The following is a 24,742-nucleotide window of genomic DNA, read 5'->3' as shown; positions in this document are numbered from 1 at the left end:
TAGTAGACCCCCGACCCGTCGGCCCCCAGGGGGGAGCCGACGGGAGCGTCTGCGAGTCAGGGGTTTACCAGACTCTGATAGAGAGAGACGTACTGGGCGGCCGATTTATTCCATGAATAATCGCCGGCCATGCCACGGGCCTGCAGGCCCCGCCAATCGCGGTCTTCCTCCCAGTGTAGCAGTGCACGCTCGACGGTGGAGGCGAGCGCGACGGCGTCCGGGTGGGGGATGTGGAAGCCGTTGCCGGCCTTCGGGTCGACGCCGACGTCGATGACGGTATCGGCCAGGCCGCCGGTGGGGGTGACGATGGGCGGAGTGCCGTAGCGCAGGCTGTAGAGCTGGTTGAGCCCGCAGGGCTCGAAGCGCGACGGCATGAGGAAGAGGTCGCTGCCGGCCTCCACCAGATGGGCCAGGCCCTCGTCGTAGCCGATATGGACGCCCACGGCGCCGGGGTGGCGCTCGGCCGCGGCCCGCAGGCCGGCCTCCAGGTGGGGCTCGCCGGCGCCCAGGAGGGCGAAGCGGGCGCCCTGTTCCACCAGCCGGGAGAGGGCCGGGAGGAGGAGGTCGATGCCCTTCTGCTCCACCAGCCGGCCGATGAAGCCGATGACCGGCCCGCGGCCGTCGGTCAGCCCCAGGCGGCGGGCGAGTTCGGTGCGATTCGCCGTGCGGGTGTTCTCGTCGGGCTCGCTGTAGCGGGCGGCGAGGTGGGGATCGTTGGCCGGGTCCCAGGTGGCGGTGTCGATGCCGTTGACGATGCCGTGGAGATTCGCCGCCCGGGCCCGGAGCACCCCGTCCAGCCCGCAGCCGAAGTGGGCGGTCTGGATCTCCCGGGCGTAGGTGGGGCTGACGGTGGTGATGGCGTCGGCGAAGTGGAGGCCGCCCTTGATGAAGGCCAGTTCGCCGTAGAATTCCAGCCCGTCCGGCTGCCACAGCCCCGGATCGAGGCCGAGCTGACCCAGGGTAGAGGCGGGGAAGAGACCGCGGTAGGCGAGATTGTGGATGGTGAAGAGACTGCTCGGCCGCTCCGGGTAATCACGCAGGAACAGCGGCGCCAGCGCCGTCTGCCAGTCATTGGCGTGGAGGAGATCGGCGCGCCAGTCGGCCAGTTCCCCGGCCGCCAGGGCCGCCGCCACACGGCTGAAGCGGTGGTAGCGGCGGGCGTTGTCCGGCCACGGCACCCCCTCCTCGGTGGTGTAGGGGTTGCCGGCGCGGGCGAAGAGCGGCGGGTCGTCCACCAGCCAGACCGGGACGCCGGTCCCCGGCAGCAGGCCGCCGACCAGCGTCAGGGGGCGGCCGTCCAGGCTCGTCTCCCGGCGCTCCACCGGCCCCTCCAGCCGCGCCACGGCGTCGGGGTGGGCCGGCAGGACCAGGCGGATATCGACCCCCTCGTCATGCAGGGCCCGGGGCAGACCGTAGGCGACGTCGGCCAGGCCGCCGGTCTTGAGTAGCGGCCACGCCTCGGAGGTGGCGAAGAGGACCCTCATGACGATTCGTCTCCCTCCGGGGTCAGCACCAGGGCGCCCAGGGGTGGCAGGGTCAGGGCGGCGGAGTGGGTCCGGCCCATCCAGGGCAGGGCCTCGGCCACCACGGCGCCGCCGTTGCCGACGTCGGAGCCGCCGTAGCAGGCGGCGTCGCTGTTGAGGTGCTCCCGCCAGACGCCGCCGTCGGGCAGGCCGATGCGGTACCCCTCCCGGGTCACCGGAGTCAGGTTGAAGATGACCACGGCCATGCGCCCCTGGTCATCCTTGCGCAGGTAGCTCAGCACCGACTGCTCGGCGTCGTGGCAGTCGATCCACTCGAAGCCGTCCTCGGTGAAGTCGCGCCGGTGGAGGGCCGGCAGTTTGCGGTAGAGCCGGTTGAGGTCGTCGGTGATGCGCAGCACCCCCTGATGGAGCGGGTAGTCCAGGGTGTACCAGTCCAGGGCGCGGGTATCGTCCCACTCCTCGCCCTGGCCGAACTCGCAGCCCATGAACTGGAGCTTCTTGCCCGGGTAGGTGAACTGCAGGGCGTAGAGCAGCCGCAGGTTGGCGAAGCGCTGCCACTCGTCCCCGGGCATGCGGTAGAGGAGGCTGCGCTTGCCGTGGACCACCTCGTCGTGGCTGAAGGGCAGCACGAAGTTCTCGGTGAAGGCGTAGAGCAGGCCGAAGGTGAGATGATCGTGGTAGTACTTGCGGTGGATGGGGTCCTCGCCCATGTAGGTGAGGGTGTCGTGCATCCAGCCCATGTTCCACTTCATGGAGAAGCCGAGCCCGCCCAGCCAGGTGGGGCGGGTGACCTGGGGCCAGGAGGTGGACTCCTCGGCGATGACCATGGTCCCGGGCTGTTCGCCGTGGGTCACGGTGTTGAGTTCGCGCAGGAAGTCGATGGCCTCCAGGTTCTCGTGACCACCGTGGATGTTGGGCAGCCAGTCGCCCTCCTCGCGGGAGTAGTTCAGATAGAGCATGGAGGCGACGGCGTCCACGCGCAGGCCGTCCACGTGGAAGTGCTCCAGCCAGTAGAGGGCGGAGCCCAGGAGGAAGCAGCGCACCTCGTTGCGGCCGTAGTTGAAGATGAGGGTCCCCCAGTCGCGGTGCTCGCCGCGGCGCGGGTCCTCGTGTTCGTACAGGGCGGTGCCGTCGAACTCCGCCAGGGCCCAGGCGTCGCGCGGGAAGTGGGCCGGGACCCAGTCCAGGAGGACACCGACGCCGTTGCGGTGGCAGTGGTCGACGAAGTAGCGGAAGTCGTCGGGATTGCCGTGGCGCCGGGTGGGGGCGAAATAGCCGGTGGTCTGGTAGCCCCAGGAGGCGTCCAGGGGGTGCTCGGTTACCGGCATGAGTTCGATATGGGTGTAGCCGCGGGCGGTGACGTAGTCCACCAGCCGGTGGGCGAGTTCGCGGTAGTCGAGCATCTCGCCGTCATCCCCGAGCTGCCAGGAGCCCAGATGGACCTCGTAGATGCTCATGGGCTCGGCCTGCCAGTCGGCCTCGGCGCGGCGCGCCATCCACGCATCGTCGCCCCAGACATACTCGTCGGGGGCGGCCACCACGGCGGCGGTATCCGGGCGGAGTTCATAGCAGCGGCCGTAGGGGTCGGTCTTGGTCACCACGGAGCCGTCCCGGGCCCGGATCTCGAACTTGTAGAGGGTGCCCACGGTCACACCGGGCAGGAAGATCTCCCAGACGCCGCTGCCGCCGCGCACGCGCATGGGGTGGCGGCGACCGTCCCAGCCGTTGAAGTCACCGACCACGCTGACGCGGTCGGCATTGGGGGCCCAGACGCCGAACTGCGTGCCGGCCACGCCGTCCACGGTGGTCGGGTGGGCCCCGAGGAAGTTCTGCGGGTGCCAGTGGCGACCCTCGCCGAAGAGGTGGAGGTCGAAGTCGGCGAGCTGGGGGCCGAAGGCATAGGGGTCGTACCCGGCGTGTTCGCCGCCGTCACCATCGACCCAGCGCAGCTGCCAGGGGCGGGGAATATCGGCGGGGAGGGTCCCCTCGAAGAAGTCGGTCCCGGGGACGTGTTCGAGTTCCGGGCCCGCCTCGACGGATACGGCGGTGGCGCCGGGGAGATAGACCCGAACCCGCCGCTTCTCGCCGTGGGGGCCACCGAGGAAGGCGAAGGGGTCGGGGTGGCGAGCCTCGGCGATGCGCCGACGTTGCTCTTCCGTGCTCTGCGGCGGGGTCTTTTCGCTCACGTTCGGCTCCTTACGAGGGGTGGTGCTGGCGGCGGAAACCCGCGTGTGTTAACAAGAGGATAAACAGGAACCCCGCCACCGTCGAACGGCGGCGGGGGATTTGAGAGCCATCGCGAGCCAATCGCACCAAGGGAAACCGTGCATGCTGTCCAACCGTTCTCCCCGCTTCGTCAGCCGTCTCACCCGTGACACCCTGGCCCTGGTGCTGGCCGGGGGGCGGGGCTCGCGACTGCGCCACCTGACCATGTGGCGGGCCAAACCGGCCGTCCCCTTCGGGGGCAAGTTCCGGATCGTCGACTTCCCGCTGTCCAACTGCATCAACTCCGGGATCCGGCGCATCGGGGTCATTACTCAGTACAAGGCCCACTCCCTCATCCGCCATCTGCGCCAGGGCTGGGGCTCCCTGCGCGGGGAGTTCGGCGAGTTCGTGGAGCTGCTGCCGGCCCAGCAGCGCATCGAGACCTCCTGGTACAAGGGCACCGCCGATGCCATCTACCAGAACCTGGACATCATCCAGATGCACTCGCCGGAGTACGTCCTGATCCTCGCCGGCGACCACGTCTACAAGATGGACTACGGCCCCATGCTGGCCCACCACGCCGAGAACGAGGCCGACGTCACCGTGGGCTGCCTGGAGGTGCCGGTGGAGGAGGCCAGCGCCTTCGGCGTCATGGCCACCGACGAGGCGGGCCGGGTGGTCCGCTTCGAGGAGAAGCCGGCGAATCCGACGCCGACGCCGGGCAACCCGGGCATGGCGCTGGTCTCCATGGGGATCTACATCTTCAACCGCCAGTTCCTCTTCGACCAGCTCATCCGGGATGCGGATGCCGACTCCGACCACGACTTCGGCAAGGACATCATCCCGCGGATCCTGGAGTCGGCCCGGGTGATGGCCTACCCCTTCCGCGAGGCGAGCACCGGCCGGCAGGCCTACTGGCGCGACGTGGGGACGGTGGACTCCTTCTGGCGCGCCAACCTGGAGCTGGTGGACATCACCCCGGAGCTCAATATCTACGACGACGAATGGCCCATCTGGACCTACCAGGAGCAGCTGCCGCCGGCGAAGTTCATCTTCGACGACGAGGACCGCCGCGGCATGGCGGTGGACTCCATGGTCTCCGGGGGCTGCATCATCTCCGGCGGCTACGTCCGCCGGTCGCTGCTCTTCTCCTCGGTGATGGTGGAGGCGGGTAGCCAGGTGGAGTCCTCGGTGATCCTCCCGGAGGTCCGGGTGGAGCCCGGCTGCCGCATCACCAACGCCGTCATCGAGAAGCACTGCCGCATCCCGTCGGGCACGGTCATCGGGGAGGACCCCCAGGCCGACGCCGAACGCTTCCACGTCAGCCCCGGCGGCGTGACACTCGTGACACCGGAAATGCTCGGCCAGGGGGTCCACCATGTCCGCTAAGGGGAAGGGAAAGACGCCGGTGAAGGTGGTCCTGGGCTGGCACATGCACCAGCCCAGCTATCTCGATCCCTGCAGCGGGGAGTACCGCCTCCCCTGGACCTATCTCCACGCCACCAAGGACTACGTGGACATGGTCGCCCACCTGGAGGCCATCCCGGAGGCGCGGGCGGTGGTGAACTTCTCGCCCACCCTCATCGAGCAGATCCAGGACTACACCGAGCAGGTGGCCGGCCATCTGCGCGACGGTCGGCCGCTGCACGACCCGCTGCTGCGGGCGCTGGCCGACCCCACGCTGCCGGAGGACGCCTGCGACCGCGAGCGCCTGGTCCAGTGGTGCCTGCGCGCCAACGAGGCCCATCTCATCGAGCGCTGGGCCCCCTTCGCCATGCTGGCGGAGCTGGGGCGCTGGGTGGAGAAGCATCCGGGCAGCGGCCTGGATATCAGCGACCGCTTCCTGGCGGACCTCATCACCTGGTACCACCTGGCGTGGCTGGGGGAGAGCGTCCGGCGCGGGGATGCGCGGGTGAAGCGGCTCATGGACAAGGAGCGCGGCTTTTCCGTCCACGATCGGCGGGAGCTGCTGGTGGTCATCGGCGAGCTCCTGCAGGGGGTCATCCCGCGCTACCGCGCCCTGGCAGAGGAGGGCCGGGTGGAGCTCTCGGTGACCCCGTACGCCCACCCCATCCTGCCGCTGCTCCAGGACCTGACCAGCGTCCAGGAGGCGTGGCCCGATGCGCCCATGCCCACCGCGACCCACTACCCGGGCGGGGCCGAGCGCGCCCGCTGGCACATCCAGCGCGGCCTGGAGGTCTTCGAGGCGGCCTTCGGCTTCCGGCCGGCGGGCTGCTGGCCGGCGGAGGGCTCGGTGAGTGATGCCACCCTGGCGGAGCTGGAGGCGGCCGGCTTCGCCTGGGCGGCCAGCGGCGGTAGTGTGCTGGATAACAGCCTCGCCGACGCGGAGATGCGGACCGACCCCGACCCGGAATGGCATCGCGCCTACACCGTGGGCGAGGGGGCCATGCGCTGTTTCTTCCGCGATGACGGCCTCTCCGACCTCATCGGCTTCAACTACGCCGACTGGCACGGTGACGATGCCGTGGCCAATCTGGTGAGCCATCTGGAGACCATCGTCGCCCACTGCGCCGACCGGAAGCAGGCGGTGATCCCCATCATCCTGGATGGCGAGAACGCCTGGGAGCACTACCCGGCCAACGGTTGGTACTTCCTCTCCGCCCTCTATCGTCGCCTGGCCGACCATCCCGAACTGGAACTGACGACCTTTGCCGAGGCGGCGGAGCTTCCGGCACGCCAGCTCCCCCGGGTGATTGCCGGAAGCTGGGTCTGGGGGAGCTTCTCCACCTGGATCGGCGAGCGGGAGAAGAATCGCGGCTGGGAGCTGCTGGTAGAGGCCAAGCGGGCCTTCGACGGCGTCGTGGACGGGCTCGATGCCGAGGCGCGGGACCGCGCCGAGGTACAGCTGGCCATCTGCGAGAGCTCCGACTGGTTCTGGTGGTTCGGTGACTACAATCCCGCCGGGATCGTCGCCGAGTTCGATCACCTCTACCGACTGCAGCTCATTGCCCTCTACGAGCGCCTGGGGCTGCATCCCCCCGAGCACCTGAGCCACGCCTTCGCCCACGGGGGCGGTGCGGATGCGCGGGGCGGGGCGATGCAGCCGGGGCGCTCACAATGACGGCGGACCCTACCCAGCATCGCCGCGCCGGGGTCCTGCTCCATCTCACCTCGCTCCCGGACAGCCCCGGCAATGGGGACCTGGGGGCGGCGGCCCGGTGGTTCGTGGACTGGCTGGCCGAGGCGGGCTTCTCCGTCTGGCAGATGCTGCCCCTGGGCCCCACCCACGCCGACGGCTCCCCCTACCAGACGCTCTCCGTCCACGCCGGCGATCCGCGGCTGGTGGATGTGGAGGCCCTGGTGGAGGCGGGCTGGCTGGAGCGGAGGCCGCCTCCGGCCACCGTCGACGAGGCCGAATCGTGGCGCGAGGAGTGCCGCCAGGCGGCCTTCCAGGGGTTCCAGCAGCAGGTGGACGACGGGCTGCGGCGCGAACTGGCCGAGTTCCGGCAGAAACACCGGGGCTGGCTGGAGGACTTCGCCCTCTACAGCGCCCTGCGCGAGGAGCAGGGCGGCGCTCCGTGGTGGGAGTGGCCCGCCGCCGAGCGCGACCGCGAGGCCGGAGCCATGGCGGCGGCCGGCGAGCGGTTGCAGACGGCGGTGGAGCGGGTGGTCTTCGAGCAGTTCTGCTTCTTCCGGCAGTGGGGGGCCCTGCGCCACTATGCCGCCGAGCGCGGCGTTGCCCTGTTCGGCGACATGCCCATCTTCGTCGCCCTGGACTCCGCCGATGTCTGGGCCCGCCGGGACCTCTTCGACCTGGACGAGGCCGGCTGTCCGCGCCGCGTGGCCGGGGTACCGCCGGACTACTTCTCGGAGACCGGCCAGTGGTGGGGCAATCCGCTCTACGACTGGCAGCGGCTGGAGGAGGAGGGCTTCGCCTGGTGGCTGGACCGCCTCTCGACCCAGCTCGAGCTCTTCGATTTCCTGCGCATCGACCACTTCCGCGGGCTGGCCGCCTACTGGGCCATCCCCGCCGAGGCGGAGACCGCCCTGGAGGGCCACTGGGAGCCGGCCAGTGGCCACGCCTTCCTGCGGGCCGTGGCGGAGCGCTTCGGCGACGTGCCCCTGGTCGCCGAGGATCTCGGCGTCATCACCGCCGATGTGGAGGCGCTGCGGGACGACTTCGGCCTTCCGGGGATGAAGATCCTGCAGTTCGCCTTCGAGGGCGGGGCGGCCAACCCCTATCTCCCCCACAATCACCGCATCGCGTCGGTGGTCTACACCGGCACCCACGATAACGACACCACCGCCGGCTGGCTCCGGGAGCTGGAGCCGGCCGTAGTCGACCGCGTGCGCGAGTACCTGGGCCATCCGGGGGAGGCCCTGCCGGAGGCGCTGGTGCGGACCGCCCTGGCTTCGGTGGCGCGCCTGGCCGTGATCCCCATGCAGGATCTGCTGGGGCTCGGGAGCGAGCACCGCATGAATGTCCCGGGGACGGTGGAGGGGAACTGGGGGTGGCGCCTGGAGCGGGACTGGATTCCCGAAGGCCGGGCGACGGAGCTCGCCCGGCTCAATACCCTCTACGGCCGCAGCGGCTGAGGGCCTGCAGCTACCTCAGAGCCAGACCATCCGGCCGGTCTCGAAGGGATGACTGGTGCGCGGGTGGCTGGGATACATCCGCACCCGGTAGTGCTGCAGACCGGCCAGCCGCGGGCAGAGGTCCAGGGTGAAGATCCAGCTTCCCGAGTCGTCCTCGTCCTCCTCCTCGGGGGTCAGCTGGAACCGGTCTTCGGGCTTGAAGGGGCTGTCCTCGCGGCGCGCCGGCGCCACCAGGCACTCCATGGTCACATCGTCCGGCGTCAGGCCGTTGAGTCGGGCACGGACGCGGAGCTGGAGGCTGTCGCCGTGGGGCAGGGCCCGGGGCGGTTCCTCCACCATCTCCAGCTCCACGCCGTCCCAGGATTCCCGGATCCGGCCCTTCCACTCGGCCAGCTCGGTGGCCGCCGCGTGCTTCCGCGCCCGGAAGCGGGCATCCTGGTCCCGCGCGGGGCTGTAGAAGTCCCGGACATAGTCCATGACCATGCGCTGGGCGTTGAAGCGCGGGATGGTACTCTTCATGGCCGCCTTGGATCGCTGCACCCAGGCCGCCGAGTAACCGTGGTTGTTGCGCTGGTAGTAGAGCGGGACGACCTCGCGGGCCAGGATGTCCACCAGGTCGCGCGCCTCCTCGCTGTCGCGATAGTGGGGATCGAAGCCCGGATCGTGGGGGACGATGGCCCAGCCGTTGTTGCCGTCGTAACCCTCGCCCCACCAGCCGTCCAGCACGGAGAGGTTCAGGACGCCGTTCACACCCGCCTTCTGGCCCGAGGTGCCGGAGGCCTCCATGGGGTATTCCGGGGTGTTGAGCCAGACGTCCACGCCGGTCACCAGCTTCCGCGCCAGGGCCATGTCGTAACCCTCCAGCAGCAGGATGCGACCGACGAACTCCGGCTGCAGGGCGTATTCATGGATCCGGCGGATGAGCTCCTGGCCCGGCTTGTCCGAGGGGTGCGCCTTGCCGGCGAAGATGAGCATGACCGGCCGGTCGGTATCGTTCATCAGCTCCTTGAGCCGCTCCAGCTCGGAGAAGATGAGCGTCGCCCGCTTGTAGGTCGCGAAGCGCCGGGCGAAGCCGATCACCAGCGTGTCGGCCTCGCTCTGCCGGGCGTAGTGGGTGATCCGCTTGATCATCGCCTCGGAGTAGCCGTTGCGCCGGTACTGATTCTCCGCCCGCTCGACCACATCCTCCAGGAGTTCGGTCTTCAGGCTCTGGCGCAGGCTCCAGTAGCGGTGATCGGGGATCTGGTCGATGGCCTCCCAGAAGTCCTCGTTGAGGAGTTCGTTGCGCCATTCCCGCAGGCGCATGTCGAACAGGTTGCCCCATTCCCGCGCCAGGAAGGTGGGGACGTGCACGCCATTGGTGACGTAGCGGATGGGGTTCTCCTCCGGCGGGACCTCCGGCCAGAGGGTCGCCTCCATCTCGGCGGCGACGCCGCCGTGGATGCGGCTGACGCCGTTGTTGAAACGGGAGCCGTGGAGGGCGAGGGTGGTCATGTTGAAGACCTCGCCGTTCTCGCCGGTCGTGCCGAGTTCAAAAAATTCTTGAAAATCCTTCCCCAACTCCTCGTGAAATCCGGAGAAATACTCCTCCATCATGCCGGCGTCGAACATGTCATGGCCGGCGGGGACCGGGGTATGCGTGGTAAAGACGGTGCCCGCCGCGACCGCCTCCAGGGCGGCCTCGAAGGTCAGCTCCTCCTCCACGACCAGCTCCCGGGAGCGCTCGAGGATCTGGAAGGCGGAGTGGCCCTCGTTGATGTGCCAGATCGTGGGCTGCAGGCCCAGCACGCGCAGGGCGCGGACGCCGCCGATGCCGAGTACGATCTCCTGCTGGATCCGGGTGTGGCTGTCGCCGCCGTAGAGCTGGTAGGTAATGGCGCGATCGGCCTCGCTGTTCTCCGGCAGGTCGCTGTCCAGCAGGTAGAGGGTGATGTGGCCGGCCTTGGCGTGCCACAGCCGGAGCTGGATCTCCCGCCCCGGCATTCCCACGGTTACCCGCCGCTCTTCACCGGACTCGTTGCGGCAGAGGTGGACCGGGAGGGTACCGAAGTCCGTGGGCGCATAGTGGGCGATCTGGTGGCCGTGGTTGTCGATGGTCTGGGTAAAGTAGCCCTGCCGGTAGAGCAGGCCCATGGCCACGAAGGGGATCCCCAGATCGCTGGCCGCCTTGCAGTGGTCGCCGGCGAGGATGCCCAGGCCGCCGGAGTAGATGGGAAAGCTCTCGTGGAAGCCGAACTCGGCGCAGAAGTAGGCCACGAGGTCCTTCTTCGGATCCAGGTAGGGCTCGATGTGCGAACGCATCCCCTCCTGGTGGTAGGTGTCGTAGACCGACAGGACCCGGTTGTAGTCCTCCATGAAGATCCGGTCCCCCTCGGCCTGTTCCAGGGTCTCCTGGGAGACCCGGCGCAGGAAGACCTTGGGGTTGTGGCCACAGGCCTCCCAGAGTTCCTGATCCAGGCGGTAGAAGAGTCCGCGGACCTGGCGGTCCCAGGAGTAGAGGAGGTCATCGGCCAGTTCGTGAAGGCGTTCCAGACGCTGGGGGATGTTGGGGCGGACTTCCAGGGAAAAGGTGGTCGAGCTCATTAGGGCCTGTCACGGGTTGCGGGGCCGCAGTGTCGCGGCATCTGACAGGCATCATAACGTGCCAGGGGTAAAGGGGAAGAGGGCGCGGGCTCAATCGTCCGGTTTATCGTCAGCGATCCCGCGTTTCTCGTCGGGCCAGCCGCCCTCGCGCCACTGGGGATAGCCCTCGCGCAGGCGCCGGGCATTGAAGCCGGCGGAGCGTAGCTGTTCCACCGCCTCGTAGGCCATCAGACAGTAGGGACCCCGGCAGTAGGCGATGACGTCCCGGTCCTGCGCGAGCTCCGGCAGCCGCTCCTCCAGCTCTTCCAGCGGGATGTTCACGGCGCCCGGCAGGTGGCCGGCCTCGAACTCCTCCGGCGGACGGACGTCGAGGACCGTAACCAGCCCCTCCTGGGCCCGTGCCAGGAGGTCATCCGGGGTAACCGGCTCGAGTTCGTCATGGATCCCGAGATAGTTGTGGACCAGTCGCGAGACCTCGGCGAGGCGTGACTCGGCGAGCTGATGAACCAGGTCCAGGAGGCTGACCACGCGGGCGTCGGCCAGGGAGTAGTAGACGTGCTGACCGGTCTTGTGGCCCTCCACCAGCCCGGCCTGGCGCAGCTGCTGCAGGTGCTGGGAGGTGTTGGCCACCGAGAGGCCGGAGGTGTGGGCCAGCGCCTCGACGCTGCGTTCGCCCTGGGCGAGGAGTTCCAGCAGCTCCAGGCGGCGCCCGTTCCCCAGCGCCTTGCCGATGCGGGCAAACTGGTCGGAGAGTTCCTGTCGCAGGTGTTCGGACATCGTCCATTCGCTTTCAACGGTTTTGTTGAATGTAATCGTCACCCTGCGGTGACGCAAGCCGGGAGAACGGGGGCGCTCGCCCCGGGGCCATCATGGCGGTAGGATCGACCCTGGAGCTTGGCAGGAGACGGCGTGAGACGCGGCGGGTTGTTACTGATACTGGTGCTGGGATTGGCCACCGCCTCTGCGGAGCCCGTGGAGCGCTCCTTCAACGGCGCGACCCTGAAGGCCGACTATACTGCGCCCGCGCAGCCGGGCCGCGGGGTCGTGCTGCTCTATCCGGATGCCTCGCATCCGAAGGTGGCGCTCTGGCAGTCCCTCCAGGAGGCCATCCTCCGGGGCGGGTTCGGGGTCCTGGTGGTACAGCCCCGGGGCGCCGGTGCCAGCTGCAACGGTCCGTGGCGCCGACTCCATCGTGCCGGGATGGAAGAAGTCGGTAGCTGGTTCGACTGGCTCCTGCGGCGGGGCATCACCCGGGTCCACTTCCTGGGCGAGGGGCGCGGCGGCAACCAGGTGGCCTGGTTCCTGGCCCGTAGCCGCCACCCGGCGCTGGGGGCGGCCTTGCTGCTGGATCCGCTGGTCTGGCGGGCGGACAGGGCCGCAGCCCGTTACCGTCGGGAACACGGGCAGTCGCTGGAGCCGCTGCTGGAGCGCGCCCGGGAACTGCGCAATCAGGGTCGGGCCGACGAACTGCTGCGCGGGATCGGCTTCCTCCATTGCGAGTCGGTGGATGTGACTGCCGCGGCCATGCTCAGCTACTACGCCGACGAGCCCAACCTGGATACCAGCCGGCTCCTCGCCGACCTGCCGGGCCCCGCCGCCGTCCTGGTGGATCCGGAACACGAGGGTTACGGGCGTCTGGAGCGAGCCGCGGGCGAGTCGGGTGACGAGTTTCACACCCTCTCGGCGGATCCGGTCGCCGGGGCCGCCGGTGCGGTGGTCGGCTTCCTGGGAGAGCGAGGGGAGGATGGCGGTTCGGAATAGGCGCCCGGACTCTTCGCCGCGTCTCCGGAACAGGCCGGTGGCGCGGCAGCCCCATGCCCCCGCGGCCCGCTGGGAGCCACCGCCGCCGGCCGGCGGTCGGGCGGCGATCTCGTGGCTCCTCCCGGCGGCCGGTAATCCGCTACCCCAGCTCATGGCACTGGGCCCCTGGCGGCAGTCGGGAGACGAGGTACTGCTGCTGGGGGTGGAGCCCGATCCCGCGGCCATCTGGGCACCTTTGGTGGATCAGGCGGTCGCCGAGACCGGACCGACCGCCGGCCGGCTGGCCTGGGGCCGGATCGTGGTGAGCCTGCCGGCCGGCGGGTGGTGGCCGGATTCCCTGCGGGAGATGGTCCTGGCAGGGGCAGAGGCCGCATCCTGGGGGTTCTGCAATCGACGGCCCGCGCCGGCCTGGCTGGTGACCCTGGGCTCCTTCCTGGATCGACGTCCTCTGACGGCGTCGCGTCTTGCCGGCCGCACCCTCTTCTGGCGGGCGGAGGTGGCCGCCCGGGTCGGGCAACTGGCTGATTTGCCGTCTCTCGGGCCGCCGGCCCGCCTGCCCGTGGCCGTGCGCGCGACCCGTCCCTGAAGGCGTCAGTCGTCGCTGGCGAAGGCGTAGCGGTTGCGGCCGGTGCGCTTGGCCTCGTACATGGCGACATCCGCCTCGCGCAGGAGCTGCTCCGCGCTGACCGAGGCGGACCCTGCCTCCGGCAGGGCGTAATGGGCGATGCCGATGCTGGTCCCCAGGCGGGGTGAGCCGGATTCCTTCTCCAGGGGGCGCGCCACGGTCGCAATGACGCGCTCGGCAATCCCGCCCAGGGCCTCTCGTGCCTCGGCGGGCGAGCCCGCCTCCGCGAGGATGACGAACTCGTCGCCGCCCAGGCGGGCGAGGGTATCGCAGTCGCGCAGCTCGGCCGACAGGCGGTTGGCCACCTCTACCAGCACGCGATCGCCGGCGTCGTGGCCCAGGGAGTCGTTGATCGCCTTGAAGCCGTCGAGGTCCGTGAACAGCAGCCCCAGGCTGTGGCCGTGCCGGCCGACTCGCTCCATGGCCTGCTCGATGCGATCCAGTAGCAGGACCCGGTTGGGCAGTCCGGTGAGGGCGTCGTGGTGGGCCTGGTGGTGGAGCCGGGCCTCGGTCTCCAGTGCCTGGCGGACCTTGTAGCCCTGGTGCAGCCCCACCAGTTGCGACAGCTTCTCGGCCATCTTGATATGGTGCCCCTGCCAGGCGAGGCTCTGGCCGCGGACCTCTTCCTGCCACAGGTCGAAGGACTTGCGCGGGGAGAGCCGGCCGGTATCGGGATTGCGTTCCACCGCCTTGTTGGGATTGCCGGCCCAGTCGATGGTCTCGATCTGCTCCCGACGGAGGAAGCAGAGGTAGTCATTGCCGTGGTTGGCCAGGGGGACGTAGAGGGCCCCCGCGGCCCAGCCGGTCCCATTGTGGCCGGCCAGCTCCCCCAGCTTGCTGGTAGCGAAGATCCGCTCCCCGTCGCCCCGACTGTCGACGGCGGTCTCCAGTGCTGACCGGATCCCCGCCGGCGGTTGCTCGCCCATGGTATGGCACTCGCCCCGGAGGCAGAGCATCATCCCGTCGGCGGCGAAGGCCGCCAGGAGCGCCTCGCTCTGCCGGTGCAGGTAGGGAATGAGGTCATCCGCCCGGGGCAGGTCCGCCAGAAGTTCGTTGACCCGCTCCAGCCCCCGTTCCACGGTCTCCTGCTCCCGGCGGAGGCGCAGCAGGGGGAGGTGGGCGGAGAGGAGCTCGCCCAGCATGGCGCCGTAATCGCGAACCGCCGGGGGAAAGTCCCGCGGCTCATCGTGGTGGCAGACTAGCATGCCCCAGAGGTCGCCCTGCTCGTCGAGGATGGAGAGGGCCAGGGTAGCGCGGACGTCGAGATTGCCCAGGTATTCCAGGTGGATGGGGGAGACGCTGCGCAGCAGCGCCAGGCCGAGGTCGGGGGCCTCGGTGCGGCCCTCCTCGGCGAGCAGCGGGACCGGGGTGTAGGCGGTGTCGGGGATCACGCGCACCCGGTTGTGGCGGTAGAGCGTACGGGCCTGTTCCGGGATGTCGCTGGCCGGGAAGCGCTGACCCTGGTAGCGCTGGGGCCGGCCGTCGGTGAGTTCGCTGGAGATGGTGCCGTTGTAGTCGGCATCGAAGCGGTAGACCATGGCCCGCGCCACGCCGGCAGCCTCGCGCAGTTCCCCCGCGGCGAAGGCCAGGAGTGAATCGGGGTCGTGCCAGGTGGCGAGCTGCTGCAGGAACCGGTCCAGGCGGTCCACCTTCTGCTCGGTGGCCTCGGCGCCACAGTCCGGCAGGCGCTCCAGTTCCACCACCAGTCCCTCGGCACTGCGGTGGCCGGTGAGGTGGAGGGCGGCAGGGTTCTTGGCCTCGCCGACGGATAGAGTCGCCGTCGCCCGGGGCCGCTGCTCCAGCGCCCGGTCCATCCTCGCGAGCGTTCCGGCGCAGGGTAGCCAGTCCGTTAGCGGCCGGCCCGGGAGGGAGGCCACATCCGGCGCGCCCGGGAGGTGGTCGCCGGCATTGGCGCTGGCGAACCGGATGGTGTAGTCCGCTGGCTCCAGCACCAGCAGCGCGCCGAAGGGCTGGATGCTCCCCGGGGTGGCGATGGGCTCCTGAGCGCAGTTGTCCAGATCGACGTGGTTCACGCCCCGGCCTCCTGCAGCCATTGCAGCAGCCCCGCGAAGGTGACGCGCGCCCCTCGGAGCGCGGCCTCGCGCTCCCCGGGGGAGCGAACCTCGCCCTCCAGCCGGGCCAGGAAGGATCGCCAGGCGGCGGGGCCCTCCGCGGCGTGGAAGGGGCCGATCACGGCCGGCCCCAGGCGCGCCTCCAGGTGGCGCCGGATGACCTGCGCACCAAGGGCGGAGCCCTCGAGTACCCAGGTGATTCCCAGCAGCTGTGCCCGGTCGTGCGGGCGGGGAGCGTCGGGCGAGCGGGGGAGGTCGTCGGGGTCGATCCCGCGCGCCCGGAGGTCACGCTCCAGGCGGACGACACGCCGCTGATAGGGCCGTTCTTCTCCGGTTCGGGTGCAGAAGTCGTTCAGCCCCGTTTCCAGGGGGCGATGAAAACCGTGAAGGCGGGCCAGGAGGTGGCGATAGTCGGCCTCCGTGACCGTATCGGCCATCACCCGGCGGACGACGGCGCTCGCCTCGATGTCGGCGTGCAGTTCGGCGGTGGCATCCCGGAGCAGCGACCGGACGTCCGTATCCGGCAGGGTTTCGGCAGCCATGGCGCCGGTTTCTGTCTGCATGGATAACCTTCAATGCGGTCGTCGGGATTTCCGCGCGGCGGTCACTCTACCGCGACCCGATGGTCGGCGAAAGCAAGGCCATCGCTACGGGCTGTGGCGTCGGAGCGCGTTTGCGATCTTCTTGCGCAGGGTCTCTTCGTTGAAGGGCTTGACCACGTATTCATCCGTGCCGGCCTCGATGGCCTGGGTGATGCGCTCCTTGCTGTTCTCGGCGGTGACCATGATGAAGGGGATATCGGCGAGGTTGCTGTCGGCGCGCATGGCCTCCAGCAGTTCCAGACCGGTCATCCTGGGCATGTTCCAGTCGCAGACCACCAGGTGGATGGTCTCGTTGCGCAAGAGGTGGAGGGACTGCTGCCCATCCTCGGCGTCGTAGATGGTGGCGAAGCCGATGTTGCGCAGGATGGACTTGATGACGTTGCGCATGGAGCGCAGGTCATCGGCCACCAGGACGTGGAAACTCTCCATCCCCATGGCGTTCTAGCCCTTCCCGGCGTGCGACAGCGCACGACGGTAGCAGGGATGGCCGATCCGCATGCCCCGGCTCACGGTGTCAGACCCCCTCGGCTTCCCGACGGCGCCACTCCGCCTCGGTGTTGATGCCGGCGAAGGGTTCCGCCGAGGGGAAGGGCACCTCCACGGCGCCGACTTCGTCCAGCCAGGCGCCGGTGGCGGGATTGCCGGCCGCCAGGGCCGCCTCCAGCCAGGGGCGCAGGTCGCGGTGGAGGAGGGCAAAGACCGGCTGGCGACGCCCGCCGGCATGCGCCAGGGCGGCCGGGGCGCCGGCCTCCCGGGCCGCTGTCAGGAGGCGCTCCACCAGGTCGGCGGGGGGGCGAGGGGTATCGCCGGGGACGGTGGCCAGCCAGGTTCCGGGCTGTTCCACGAGCTGACCCAGGCCGGCCAGGAAACCGGCCAGCGGCCCGGGGAAATTGGCCACGGTATCGGGACAGAGGGGCCAGCCCAGTTCACCATAGGCCTCCCGGTTCCGGTTGGCGTTGATGCAGAGCCGAGCCACCTGCGGGGCCAGGGCGCGGGCGGCCCACTCGGCCAGGGGGCGGCCATCCAGGGCCACGAGCCCCTTGTCCCGTCCGCCCATGCGCTGGCCGCGCCCGCCGCAGAGGACAACGCCGGCGACCTCGTTGGTGGCATCAGGGGTGGCCAAGCCATTCCTCCTGCCGCTGCTTCTCGGCCTCCCCGGCCTCCGGCTGAAACTCCAGGTAACAGGTATCACCCGGCGGCTCCGCGGGTCGCAGGGTCGTCGTGATCAGTTCGTCACCGCGCAGGGCGTGGACGGGGAGCGCCTCGCCCGCCGGGTAGCGCCGCAGGATCTCGTCCAGGCCGGCGGCCGTGGCGCGCAGACCGGCCACGGCCACCAGTTCGTCCCCGGGGGAGAGGCCGGCCACCTCCGCCGGGCTGCCGGCATGAACGGTCCGGACCCGGGCGCGCCCCTGTTCATCGGCTATCACCGCGCCGGTCCATGCCGGTGCCGGGGAGTCGCCGGGCGGGGTGCCGCCGCGGTCATCGCGCCCGCCGCGGGGCCGGGTCCGCAGGGCCACGCCCGTGGCGGCCAGCAACTCCGCCAGGGGCGGGTCCTCGGTGCCGTGGACGTAGCGCGCGAAGAAGTCCCCCAGGTCGAGCCCCGAGACGGCCTCGGCTGCCTCCCGGACCCCCTCCTCAGGGACGCCGATCCCGGGGCGGCCGTACTCGCTCCAGAGCCGGCGCATGACATCGTCCAGCCGGGTGCCCGCATCGCGCCGCAGCAGCAGGTCCAGGGCCAGGGCCACCAGGGCCCCCTTGGCGTAGTAGCTGACGATGGCGTTGGGCGCGTTGGCGTCCTGCTGGTAGAAGCGGGTCCAGGCGTCGAAGCTGGAGTCCGCCACCGACTGCCGGTGGCGGCCGCTGCCGCGCATGACCCGGGTAATGACCCGACCCAGTCGCTCGAGATAGGCCTCCCGATCGATGCGGCCGGCGGTCACCAGCGCGCGGTCGTCGTAATAGGAGGTGATCCCCTCGAAGGCCCAGAGGAGGGTGGTGTGGACCTCGCCGCGCAGGTCGTAGGGCGTGAAGGCGGCCGGCCGGATCCGTTTCACGTTCCAGAGGTGGAAGTATTCGTGGCTGAACAGCCCCAGCAGCTCGGCGTAGCCGTCGGCATCGACGTCCCCGCCGGGGCGGGGGAGGTGGTCGCGCCTGGCGACCAGGGCGGTGCTGTCGGCGTGCTCCAGGCCGCCGTAACCGTCGCCGACCACGTGGAGGTAGAAGACGTAGCGCTCGGTAACCGGCAATTCGCCGAAGACCGCCACCTGCTCCTCGCAGATCGCGCGCACATCCTCGGCCAGCCGCGGCAGGTCGGCCCGGTGGTGGCCGCTGATGGCGATGGTGTGCGGGATGCCCGCCACCTCGAAGCCGACGCGGGCCAGGGGGGCCATGGCCACCGGGCTGTCGATGAGGGTGGCGTAATCGGCGGCGCGATAGCGGCCGAATCCGCCCTCGGCCGCACCGGCGGGGGTGAGGGCGGTGGCCACCGTCCATTCGCCGTCCACCGAGCCCTCGGCCGGCGGCTCCAGATCCAGTTCGCAGGGGCGATGGTCGTGACCCTCCGGCTCCAGGAAGAGGGAGGTGCCGTTGAAGAAGCCGCGGCGCCGGTCCAGCCAGGCGCTGCGCACCGAGGGGTCGTGGGCGTGAACCACCGTGCGGAGGACCAGGGGACCCTTGGCCGGGGCGGCGCGCCAGGTCTGCTTGTCCTCCTTGTCCAGCCGGACCGGCACGCCGTCACCGTCCTCCGCCGCGATCTCCACGATGTGGCGGGCGAAGTCGCGGACCAGGTAACTACCGGGAATCCAGGCCGGCAGGATCAGGCGCTGACCGTCTGCCGCCGGCTCGGGGATGGTGAGCTCCACCGCGAACTCGTGGGCCGAGGGCCGCAAGGGAACGACCCGGTAGCGAAGCGGCGTGATGGCGTCGCGGCTCACGTTTCCCCCTCGTGGCTTCTGATGGTTGGCTTCTGATGGTTGTTCGCGAGGTCCTGCTTCCGGCTCGATCAGTACTCGAAGCAGTGCTTGCGCGCCTTGAGCCGCTGGAGCCACTCGATGCGCGAGGTCACTGCGTCGAAACGCTCCCGTTCCCTGGGTTTGTCGACGACCTCGTTACGCAGTACGTACAGATAGGCCGGGCTGAAGGCGAAGGTCCCGACACTCCCGGCGACGGCATTTCCCCGATCCTCGTGGAAGCCATCGGGAGCGAACTCCATAGCGCGTCCGTAGAGGTTGCCGATACGGCGGTCCAGCTCGCCGCAGGTCAGCCGTTCGTCCCCGGCCTGGCGGACCTCGATGGTCTCGGCGGGCTCCACGTAGACCTCCCGGGCACAGCCGGCCAGCAGCATCACGATGCCGACGCCGACCAGGGCCAGAACGGAAATCTGCCGCAATCGTGCCGCCATGGGACCGCCACCTCGATCAATCGGAATGGCCGCATTGTGGCACAGCGGGGGCGACCGGGACAGATTGCTCGGGTTACGTGCCGACCACCTCGATCCACGACTTAACATAATATACATTATGCGAAGTATGGCGGGGTGAGTGGGGCAGTCCCCGAGCCCCGTTCGGGCCTCCCTGCTGGATGGCCGGCCCCTCGGCTCTTGCGACTCCGGCCCGGCCTCGGTTGCGCTCGCCGGCGCCGGAGCCTCGAAGCCGCTTCCGGTGAGGCTTCCGGTGAGGACTGTCGGAGGCGTTTCAGCGCCTTTCCGACCCAGGAACCGGCCGCCGGGACTGCCGGTCTGGATCCCCGTACGGATCCCTGTGCGGTTCCGGGCCCGGTAGCCGGCAATAGCTCCCGCACGGCCCCTACGGTCCGGACCCGGGATTGGCGCGTCGTGACAGCCCATGGCGCCTTGCCTCGCCGTCGGCGACGATCCAGAATGCTTTTAACCAGTTGGTCAGTTGGCGCCAGTCCTTGGTTGGTGAAACTCTTCACAATCTGGTTTATAAAAAACTGATAAATTATTGACTGACTGGCTTTCTGACAGTGCGTGATGCAGGGGGTAAAAGATGGGTACGGAGTCGGAGACGGTCCGGCGCGGTCAGGGCATCGTCGCGATCCTGGAGACCGCTGAGCACCTTTTTGCCACCAATGGCTTTGACGGGGTCTCGTTGAGCGCCATTGCCGAGGCGGCCGGTACCAGCAAGGCGAATATCCTCTACCATTTCCGGAGCAAGGAGGTTCTCTACCAGGCGGTCCTGGAGAACGCCTGCCGCGAGGGGCTGGAGGCGCTGCGCCAGGAGCTGGATTCCGAGGGCGATGCCGTGGAGGAACGGCTGCGCCGTTTTGCGCGGCAGCACCTCAAGCACCTGTTCGAGCGCGAGGACCTCAGCCGGCTGGTGCTGCGCGAGATCCAGGATCGGGACAATCCGCGGGGCCGTGAACTGGCCGAGAACGTCCTGGCAAGCCACTTCCGGTACGTGGTCTCCATCATCGAGGATAGTCAGGCGGGAGGCGTCTTCCGCCAGGACTTCGATCCGGGGGTTCTGGTCTCCGCCCTGGTCGGTGCCGACCTCTTCTTCTTCATGAACCGCGAGGTCCTGGAGGAGAGCACGGATGGCACCGTGAAGGGCCAGCCGGAGCGTTACAGCGATGCCCTGGTGGATATCCTGCTCCAGGGTATCCTCCGCCATCCCGCGTGAGGCGCAAAGACGCATGAGAAGATGCCCACCCTCCCCCTGCGCCCGACCGGTCATCCCCGGACTGGCCCTCTCCCTCCTGCTGGCCCTGAGCGGCTGCGGCGGCGAATCGGGCGAGGAGGGCCGCGAGGCGATGGCCAGCGACCGGGCCATGCTGGTCCAGGCCGACAAGGCTCGCGAACAGGCCGTCGACATCACGGAACACACCATCGGCCGGATCCGCGCACGGACGGCGCCCACCCTGCGCGCCGAGGTGGCCGGGCGCGTCGTCGGACTGGAGGTGGATGCGGGGGAGCCGGTGCGCCAGGGGGAACTCCTGGCCACCCTGGATGCCGAGCCCTTCCGATTGGCGCGGGATGCGGCGCGCTCGGAGGTGGACCGACTCCGGGCCCAGCAGCGCAACCAGCAGCGACAGGTAGAGCGGCTGCGCGCCCAGGCCGAGGAGCAGTACGTCTCGGAGTCCGAACTGGATGCCGCCACCACCGCCCTGGACGAGATCCGGGCCCGGCTGGCCGGGGCCGAGGCGCGGCTTGAGCAGGCCCAGCGCGACCTGCGGCTGACCCGGATCCGGGCGCCGGTGGAGGGGCGCGTCGTGGAGCGCCACATCTCCCCCGGGGATTATCCCGGTGTGGGGGAGCCGCTGTTCGAACTGGTCGCCCCCGAGGGGCTGCGGGCCGAGCTTCCCCTCCCGGAGACCGCCGCCGCCCGGGTAGAGCCCGGCATGGGCGTGCGGCTCTGGCTGCCCTCCGCGCCGGAGGAGGTCGTGGAGGCCCGGGTGACCGCCCTGCGCGAGCGCGTCGGTGACGCCAGCCGCGCCTTCGATGCCCTGGTGGACTTCGACAATCCCGGCAACTGGCGGGACGGGGCCGGCGTAGTCGGCAATATCGTCCGCGACCACCTCCCCTCGGCCGTGGTGGTGGACGAGACCAGCGTGGTCCAGCGTCCGGCCGGCGAGGTGGTCTACGCCCTCGAGGATGGCCAGGCCGTCGAGAAGGTCGTGGAGACCGGCTTCCGCTTCGACGGGCAGGTGGTGATCCGGGAGGGGCTGGCCGCCGGCACCACCATCGCCCGGGACGGGGCCGACTATCTCTCCGACGGGGCCGCCGTGCGGCTGCGCGGGGGTGACGACGGATGACCCTGCCGGAGCTATCCATCCGGCGCCACGTGCTGGCGCTGATGCTCTCCCTGGTGCTGGTCCTCTTCGGGCTGGTGGCCTACGAGCGCATGGGGGTGGATCAGTTCCCCGATATCGACTTCCCGGTGGTCTCGGTGACCACCACCCTCCCCGGCGGCAATCCCGGCGTGGTGGACTCCTCGGTGACCAACGTCATCGAGACCCAGGTCAACAGCGTACCGGGGATCGACCGCATCGAGTCCAGCTCCTCCCCGGGCGTCTCCGTGGTCACCATACAGTTCGACCTCTCCAAGGACGTGGACGTCGCCTTCAACGAGGTCCAGTCCAAGGTCAACCAGGTCCTGGACCAGCTGCCGGAGGATGCCGAACCGCCGGTGGTGGGCAAGGTGGAGACCGGCGCCTCCCCGGTGATGTGGCTCTCCCTCCAGGGCGACCGGACCCAGCAGCAGCTCAATCGCTACGCCAATACCGTCATCAAGAAGCAGCTGGAGACCATCAACGGCGTCGGGCGGGTCCGCCTGGGCGGCCGGCGCGACCGCACCATCCGGGTCAACCTGGACCTGGACCGCATGGCGGCGCTGGATGTCACCGTCCCGGAGGTGGTGAACGCCTTCGATACCGAGCACGTCCAGTTCCCCGGCGGCTTCCTGGTCTCGGAGCGCTCGGAGAGCCTGCTCAAGCTCGACATGGAGTACCACGACCCGGACGAACTGGCGAAGATGGTGGTGGCGAGCCGCGAGGGCGGCAATATCCGTCTCTCCGACTTCGCCGAGGTGGAGGACGGCCTGGAGGACTACCGGGAGCTGGCCCGCTACCGCGGCGAGTCCACCGTGGGCCTGGGCGTGGTGAAGATCGCCGGCGCCAACACCGTGGCCATCACCGACGAGGTCAAGCGCCGCCTGGACGAGGAGATCGTCCCCCAGCTCCCCGCCGGGATGAAGCTCACCGTCTCCTCGGACGACTCCCTCTACATCATGGAGATGATCCACGCCCTGGAGGAGCACGTCGTCCTCGGCACCCTGCTGGCCGCCATCGTGGTGCTGCTGTTCCTCAAGAGCCTGCGCTCCACGGCCATCATCGCGGTGGCCATCCCGGTATCGCTGCTGGGTGCCATTGCGGTGATGTACTTCGCCGACTACACCTTCAACAATCTTACCCTCCTCGCCCTCCTCCTCCTGGTGGGCGTGGTGGTGGACGACGCCATCGTGGTGCTGGAGAACATCTACCGCCACCGCGAGCAGCTGGAGCCGCACCCCATCCGGGCGGCCATCGCCGGCACCAACCAGGTGGTCTTCGCCGTCCTCGCGGCCACCCTGACCCTGGTGGCCATCTTCGCCCCGGTGATCTTCATGGGCGGGATCATCGGCCGCTTCTTCGAGTCCTTCGCCGTGGTGGTCACCTTCGGGGTGCTGGTCTCCTGGTTCGTCTCCATGACCCTCACCCCCATGCTCTGCTCCCGCTTTCTCAGCGTGGAGCCGCGCCACAACCGCCTCTGGCACCTGTTCGAGAACGCCTTCCAGGCCCTGGAGCGCCTCTATCGCGGTCTGCTGGGCGCCGCCCTGGGCCATCGCTGGAAGGTCATCGCCCTGGTGGCGGCCATGGTCGGGGGATCCACCTGGTTCTTCGCCGACGTGGGCAAGACCTTCACCCCCGAGGAGGACCAGGGCGCCTTCATGATCATCCTGCGGGCGCCGCTGGGCTCGAACATCGACTACACCGACGAGAAGCTGCGCGAGGTGGAGTCCATCCTCGCGGCGCGGGACGACGTCTACGGCTACTTTGCCGCCATCGGCCTGGGGGACCAGGGCCAGGTGAACCAGGGTCTGGCCTTCGTCCGCCTGGTGGATCGGGCCGAGCGCGAGCGCTCCCAGCAGGCCATCGTCGCCGAGGTAAACCGGGAGCTCAGGGAGATCCCCGGGGTCCGCGCCTTTGCCCGCAAGCAGCCTATGATCGGCGGCCAGCGCGGCGATCCCCTGCAGTTCGCCGTGCGCGGCAACGACCTGGACGAGGTGGGCCGCCTCTCCGGGGAGCTCCAGGAGCGGCTGGAGGCCATCGACGGCATGGGCCGGCTGGACCGGGAGCTGGAGCTCGACCTGCCCCAGGTGGACGTGGAGCTCGACCGCGGCCGGGCGGCCCAGCTCGGGATCAGCGCCGCCGATGTGGCCATGGCGGTGAACACCCTGGCCGGCGGCCTGGACGTGGGCCGCTACAACGATGTCCCCAGTGATGGCGAGCGCTACGACGTCCGTCTCAAGGCGGCCGACGGCGAGCTGGCCACCCCGGCGGACCTGCGCCGGATCTACGTCCGCGGCAGCGGCGGCGAGCCGGTACGACTGGATACCGTGGCCGACTTCCGCGAGATCCTGGGCCCGGCCGTGATCACCCGCGTGGATCTCCAGTACGGCGCCAAGTTCTACGGCGACCCCGACCTCCCCCTGGCGGAGGCGGCCCAGCAAGTGGAGGAAGCCGCTGCGAAGACCCTGCCAGCGGGTTATTCCGTGACCCTCATGGGCGAGGCGGAGGAGTTCGAGAAGACCGCCGGCTACATGGGCTTCGCCTTCCTCATGGCCATCGCCCTGCTCTACATGGTGCTGTCGAGCCAGTTCAACAGCTTCCTGCAGCCCTTCATCATCATGGTGGCCCAGCCGCTGGCCATGATCGGGGGCGTCATCGCCCTGTGGGTCACCGGCAACACCCTGAACATCTTCTCCATGATCGGCCTGCTGCTGTTGCTGGGCCTGGTGGCCAAGAACTCCATCCTCCTGGTGGATCTCACCAACCAGGCGCGGGCGGAGGGCAAGGGCATCGACGAAGCGCTGCGCGAGGCCTGCCCCATCCGGCTGCGGCCGGTGCTCATGACCTCGCTGACGGTGATCCTCGCCCTCCTCCCGGCGGCGCTGGGCCTGGGGGCCGGGGCCGATACCAACGGGCCGCTGGCCATCGCCGTCATCGGCGGGATGATCACCGCCACGCTGCTGACCCTGGTGGTGGTACCCGCCGTCTACTCGCTCCTGGAGAACGGATTGCAGCGCTGGCAGTCCCATTACCCGACATCCGAATGAATTCGAACGCATGAACCCGAAA

At 69.5% G+C, this 24,742-nt stretch carries 18 protein-coding genes; 8 read left to right on the top strand and 10 right to left on the bottom strand.

Annotation, left to right across the window (positions count from 1 at the left end; genetic code table 11):
* Positions 1–56 precede the first annotated feature (56 nt).
* Both glgA and glgB read right to left on the bottom strand, forming a co-directional pair.
* A complete protein-coding gene (glgA, locus tag BM272_RS02320; protein ID WP_093427128.1) occupies positions 57–1,484 on the bottom strand; it encodes a glycogen synthase GlgA in 1,428 nt (475 codons plus the stop codon).
* The gene (gene glgB, locus BM272_RS02315) at positions 1,481–3,670 is read right to left on the bottom strand and encodes a 1,4-alpha-glucan branching protein GlgB (RefSeq protein WP_093427127.1); all 2,190 of its coding nucleotides are present in this window, start codon (positions 3,668–3,670) and stop codon (positions 1,481–1,483) included. The genes glgA and glgB overlap by 4 nt, the downstream gene beginning before the upstream one ends.
* Before the next feature lie 142 nt (positions 3,671–3,812).
* On the opposite strand from glgB, the gene glgC reads away from it, so the two are divergent.
* Genes glgC through malQ form a run of 3 tightly spaced genes read left to right on the top strand, consistent with a single transcriptional unit; the run spans position 3,813 to position 8,246 of the window.
* On the top strand, positions 3,813–5,078 hold the full coding sequence (gene glgC / locus BM272_RS02310) for a glucose-1-phosphate adenylyltransferase (protein WP_399348480.1): 1,266 nt from the start codon (positions 3,813–3,815) through the stop codon (positions 5,076–5,078).
* Positions 5,068–6,771: a glycoside hydrolase family 57 protein gene (locus tag BM272_RS02305; protein ID WP_093427126.1), complete on the top strand. Its 1,704-nt coding sequence runs from the start codon at positions 5,068–5,070 to the stop codon at positions 6,769–6,771. The genes glgC and BM272_RS02305 overlap by 11 nt, the downstream gene beginning before the upstream one ends.
* Positions 6,768–8,246, top strand: coding sequence for a 4-alpha-glucanotransferase (gene malQ, locus BM272_RS02300; RefSeq protein WP_093427125.1), 1,479 nt, complete (start codon positions 6,768–6,770; stop codon positions 8,244–8,246). The genes BM272_RS02305 and malQ overlap by 4 nt, the downstream gene beginning before the upstream one ends.
* A 15-nt stretch (positions 8,247–8,261) precedes the next feature.
* Here malQ and glgP read toward each other — a convergent pair whose 3' ends face one another.
* Together glgP and BM272_RS02290 are read right to left on the bottom strand one after the other, a co-directional pair.
* Positions 8,262–10,829, bottom strand: a complete 2,568-nt coding sequence (gene glgP, locus BM272_RS02295) for an alpha-glucan family phosphorylase (protein ID WP_093427124.1) — start codon at positions 10,827–10,829, stop codon at positions 8,262–8,264.
* 90 nt (positions 10,830–10,919) lie between these two features.
* The gene (locus tag BM272_RS02290; RefSeq protein ID WP_093427123.1) at positions 10,920–11,606 is read right to left on the bottom strand and encodes an ArsR/SmtB family transcription factor; all 687 of its coding nucleotides are present in this window, start codon (positions 11,604–11,606) and stop codon (positions 10,920–10,922) included.
* A gap of 132 nt (positions 11,607–11,738) precedes the next feature.
* Between BM272_RS02290 and BM272_RS02285 the strand changes: the two genes are divergently transcribed.
* Together BM272_RS02285 and BM272_RS02280 are read left to right on the top strand one after the other, a co-directional pair.
* Positions 11,739–12,590 carry an alpha/beta hydrolase gene (locus tag BM272_RS02285; RefSeq protein WP_143613117.1) on the top strand — a complete coding sequence of 284 codons (852 nt, stop codon included), beginning with the start codon at positions 11,739–11,741 and terminating at the stop codon, positions 12,588–12,590.
* A gap of 37 nt (positions 12,591–12,627) precedes the next feature.
* Positions 12,628–13,176 (top strand): hypothetical protein, encoded by a 549-nt coding sequence (locus BM272_RS02280; protein ID WP_093427121.1) that lies wholly within the window; start codon positions 12,628–12,630, stop codon positions 13,174–13,176.
* 5 nt (positions 13,177–13,181) lie between these two features.
* Here BM272_RS02280 and BM272_RS02275 read toward each other — a convergent pair whose 3' ends face one another.
* The 6 genes from BM272_RS02275 to BM272_RS02250 all read right to left on the bottom strand — a co-directional run bounded on the left by BM272_RS02275 (position 13,182) and on the right by BM272_RS02250 (position 19,286).
* Positions 13,182–15,248, bottom strand: coding sequence for a bifunctional diguanylate cyclase/phosphodiesterase (locus tag BM272_RS02275; RefSeq protein WP_159432998.1), 2,067 nt, complete (start codon positions 15,246–15,248; stop codon positions 13,182–13,184).
* Positions 15,245–15,850 (bottom strand): biliverdin-producing heme oxygenase, encoded by a 606-nt coding sequence (locus BM272_RS02270; protein WP_093427119.1) that lies wholly within the window; start codon positions 15,848–15,850, stop codon positions 15,245–15,247. The genes BM272_RS02275 and BM272_RS02270 overlap by 4 nt, the downstream gene beginning before the upstream one ends.
* An 84-nt stretch (positions 15,851–15,934) precedes the next feature.
* On the bottom strand, positions 15,935–16,324 hold the full coding sequence (locus tag BM272_RS02265; RefSeq protein WP_093427118.1) for a response regulator: 390 nt from the start codon (positions 16,322–16,324) through the stop codon (positions 15,935–15,937).
* A gap of 79 nt (positions 16,325–16,403) precedes the next feature.
* A complete protein-coding gene (gene mobA / locus BM272_RS02260) occupies positions 16,404–17,012 on the bottom strand; it encodes a molybdenum cofactor guanylyltransferase MobA (RefSeq protein ID WP_240307980.1) in 609 nt (202 codons plus the stop codon).
* Complete coding sequence (locus BM272_RS02255) at positions 16,999–18,819, bottom strand: M61 family metallopeptidase (protein WP_240307979.1); 1,821 nt, start codon at positions 18,817–18,819, stop codon at positions 16,999–17,001. Before BM272_RS02255 ends, mobA begins: the two co-directional genes overlap by 14 nt.
* Before the next feature lie 68 nt (positions 18,820–18,887).
* Entirely contained in the window at positions 18,888–19,286 is a 399-nt protein-coding gene (locus BM272_RS02250) for a hypothetical protein (RefSeq protein WP_143613114.1), read from the bottom strand.
* Between the two features lie 607 nt (positions 19,287–19,893).
* Here BM272_RS02250 and BM272_RS02245 point away from each other — a divergent pair.
* The 3 genes from BM272_RS02245 to BM272_RS02235 are packed head-to-tail and all read left to right on the top strand — an operon-like array spanning position 19,894 to position 24,720.
* A complete protein-coding gene (locus tag BM272_RS02245) occupies positions 19,894–20,526 on the top strand; it encodes a TetR/AcrR family transcriptional regulator (protein ID WP_093427116.1) in 633 nt (210 codons plus the stop codon).
* Positions 20,527–20,539: 13 nt separating this feature from the next.
* Positions 20,540–21,658: an efflux RND transporter periplasmic adaptor subunit gene (locus tag BM272_RS02240; protein WP_143613112.1), complete on the top strand. Its 1,119-nt coding sequence runs from the start codon at positions 20,540–20,542 to the stop codon at positions 21,656–21,658.
* Positions 21,655–24,720 (top strand): efflux RND transporter permease subunit, encoded by a 3,066-nt coding sequence (locus BM272_RS02235; protein ID WP_093427114.1) that lies wholly within the window; start codon positions 21,655–21,657, stop codon positions 24,718–24,720. The genes BM272_RS02240 and BM272_RS02235 overlap by 4 nt, the downstream gene beginning before the upstream one ends.
* Positions 24,721–24,742: the final 22 nt, after the last annotated feature.

Origin of the sequence: Thiohalospira halophila DSM 15071 (assembly GCF_900112605.1) — a bacterium.
Taxonomy (GTDB): domain Bacteria; phylum Pseudomonadota; class Gammaproteobacteria; order Thiohalospirales; family Thiohalospiraceae; genus Thiohalospira; species Thiohalospira halophila.
This window is presented reverse-complemented; position numbering and strand designations above follow the sequence as displayed.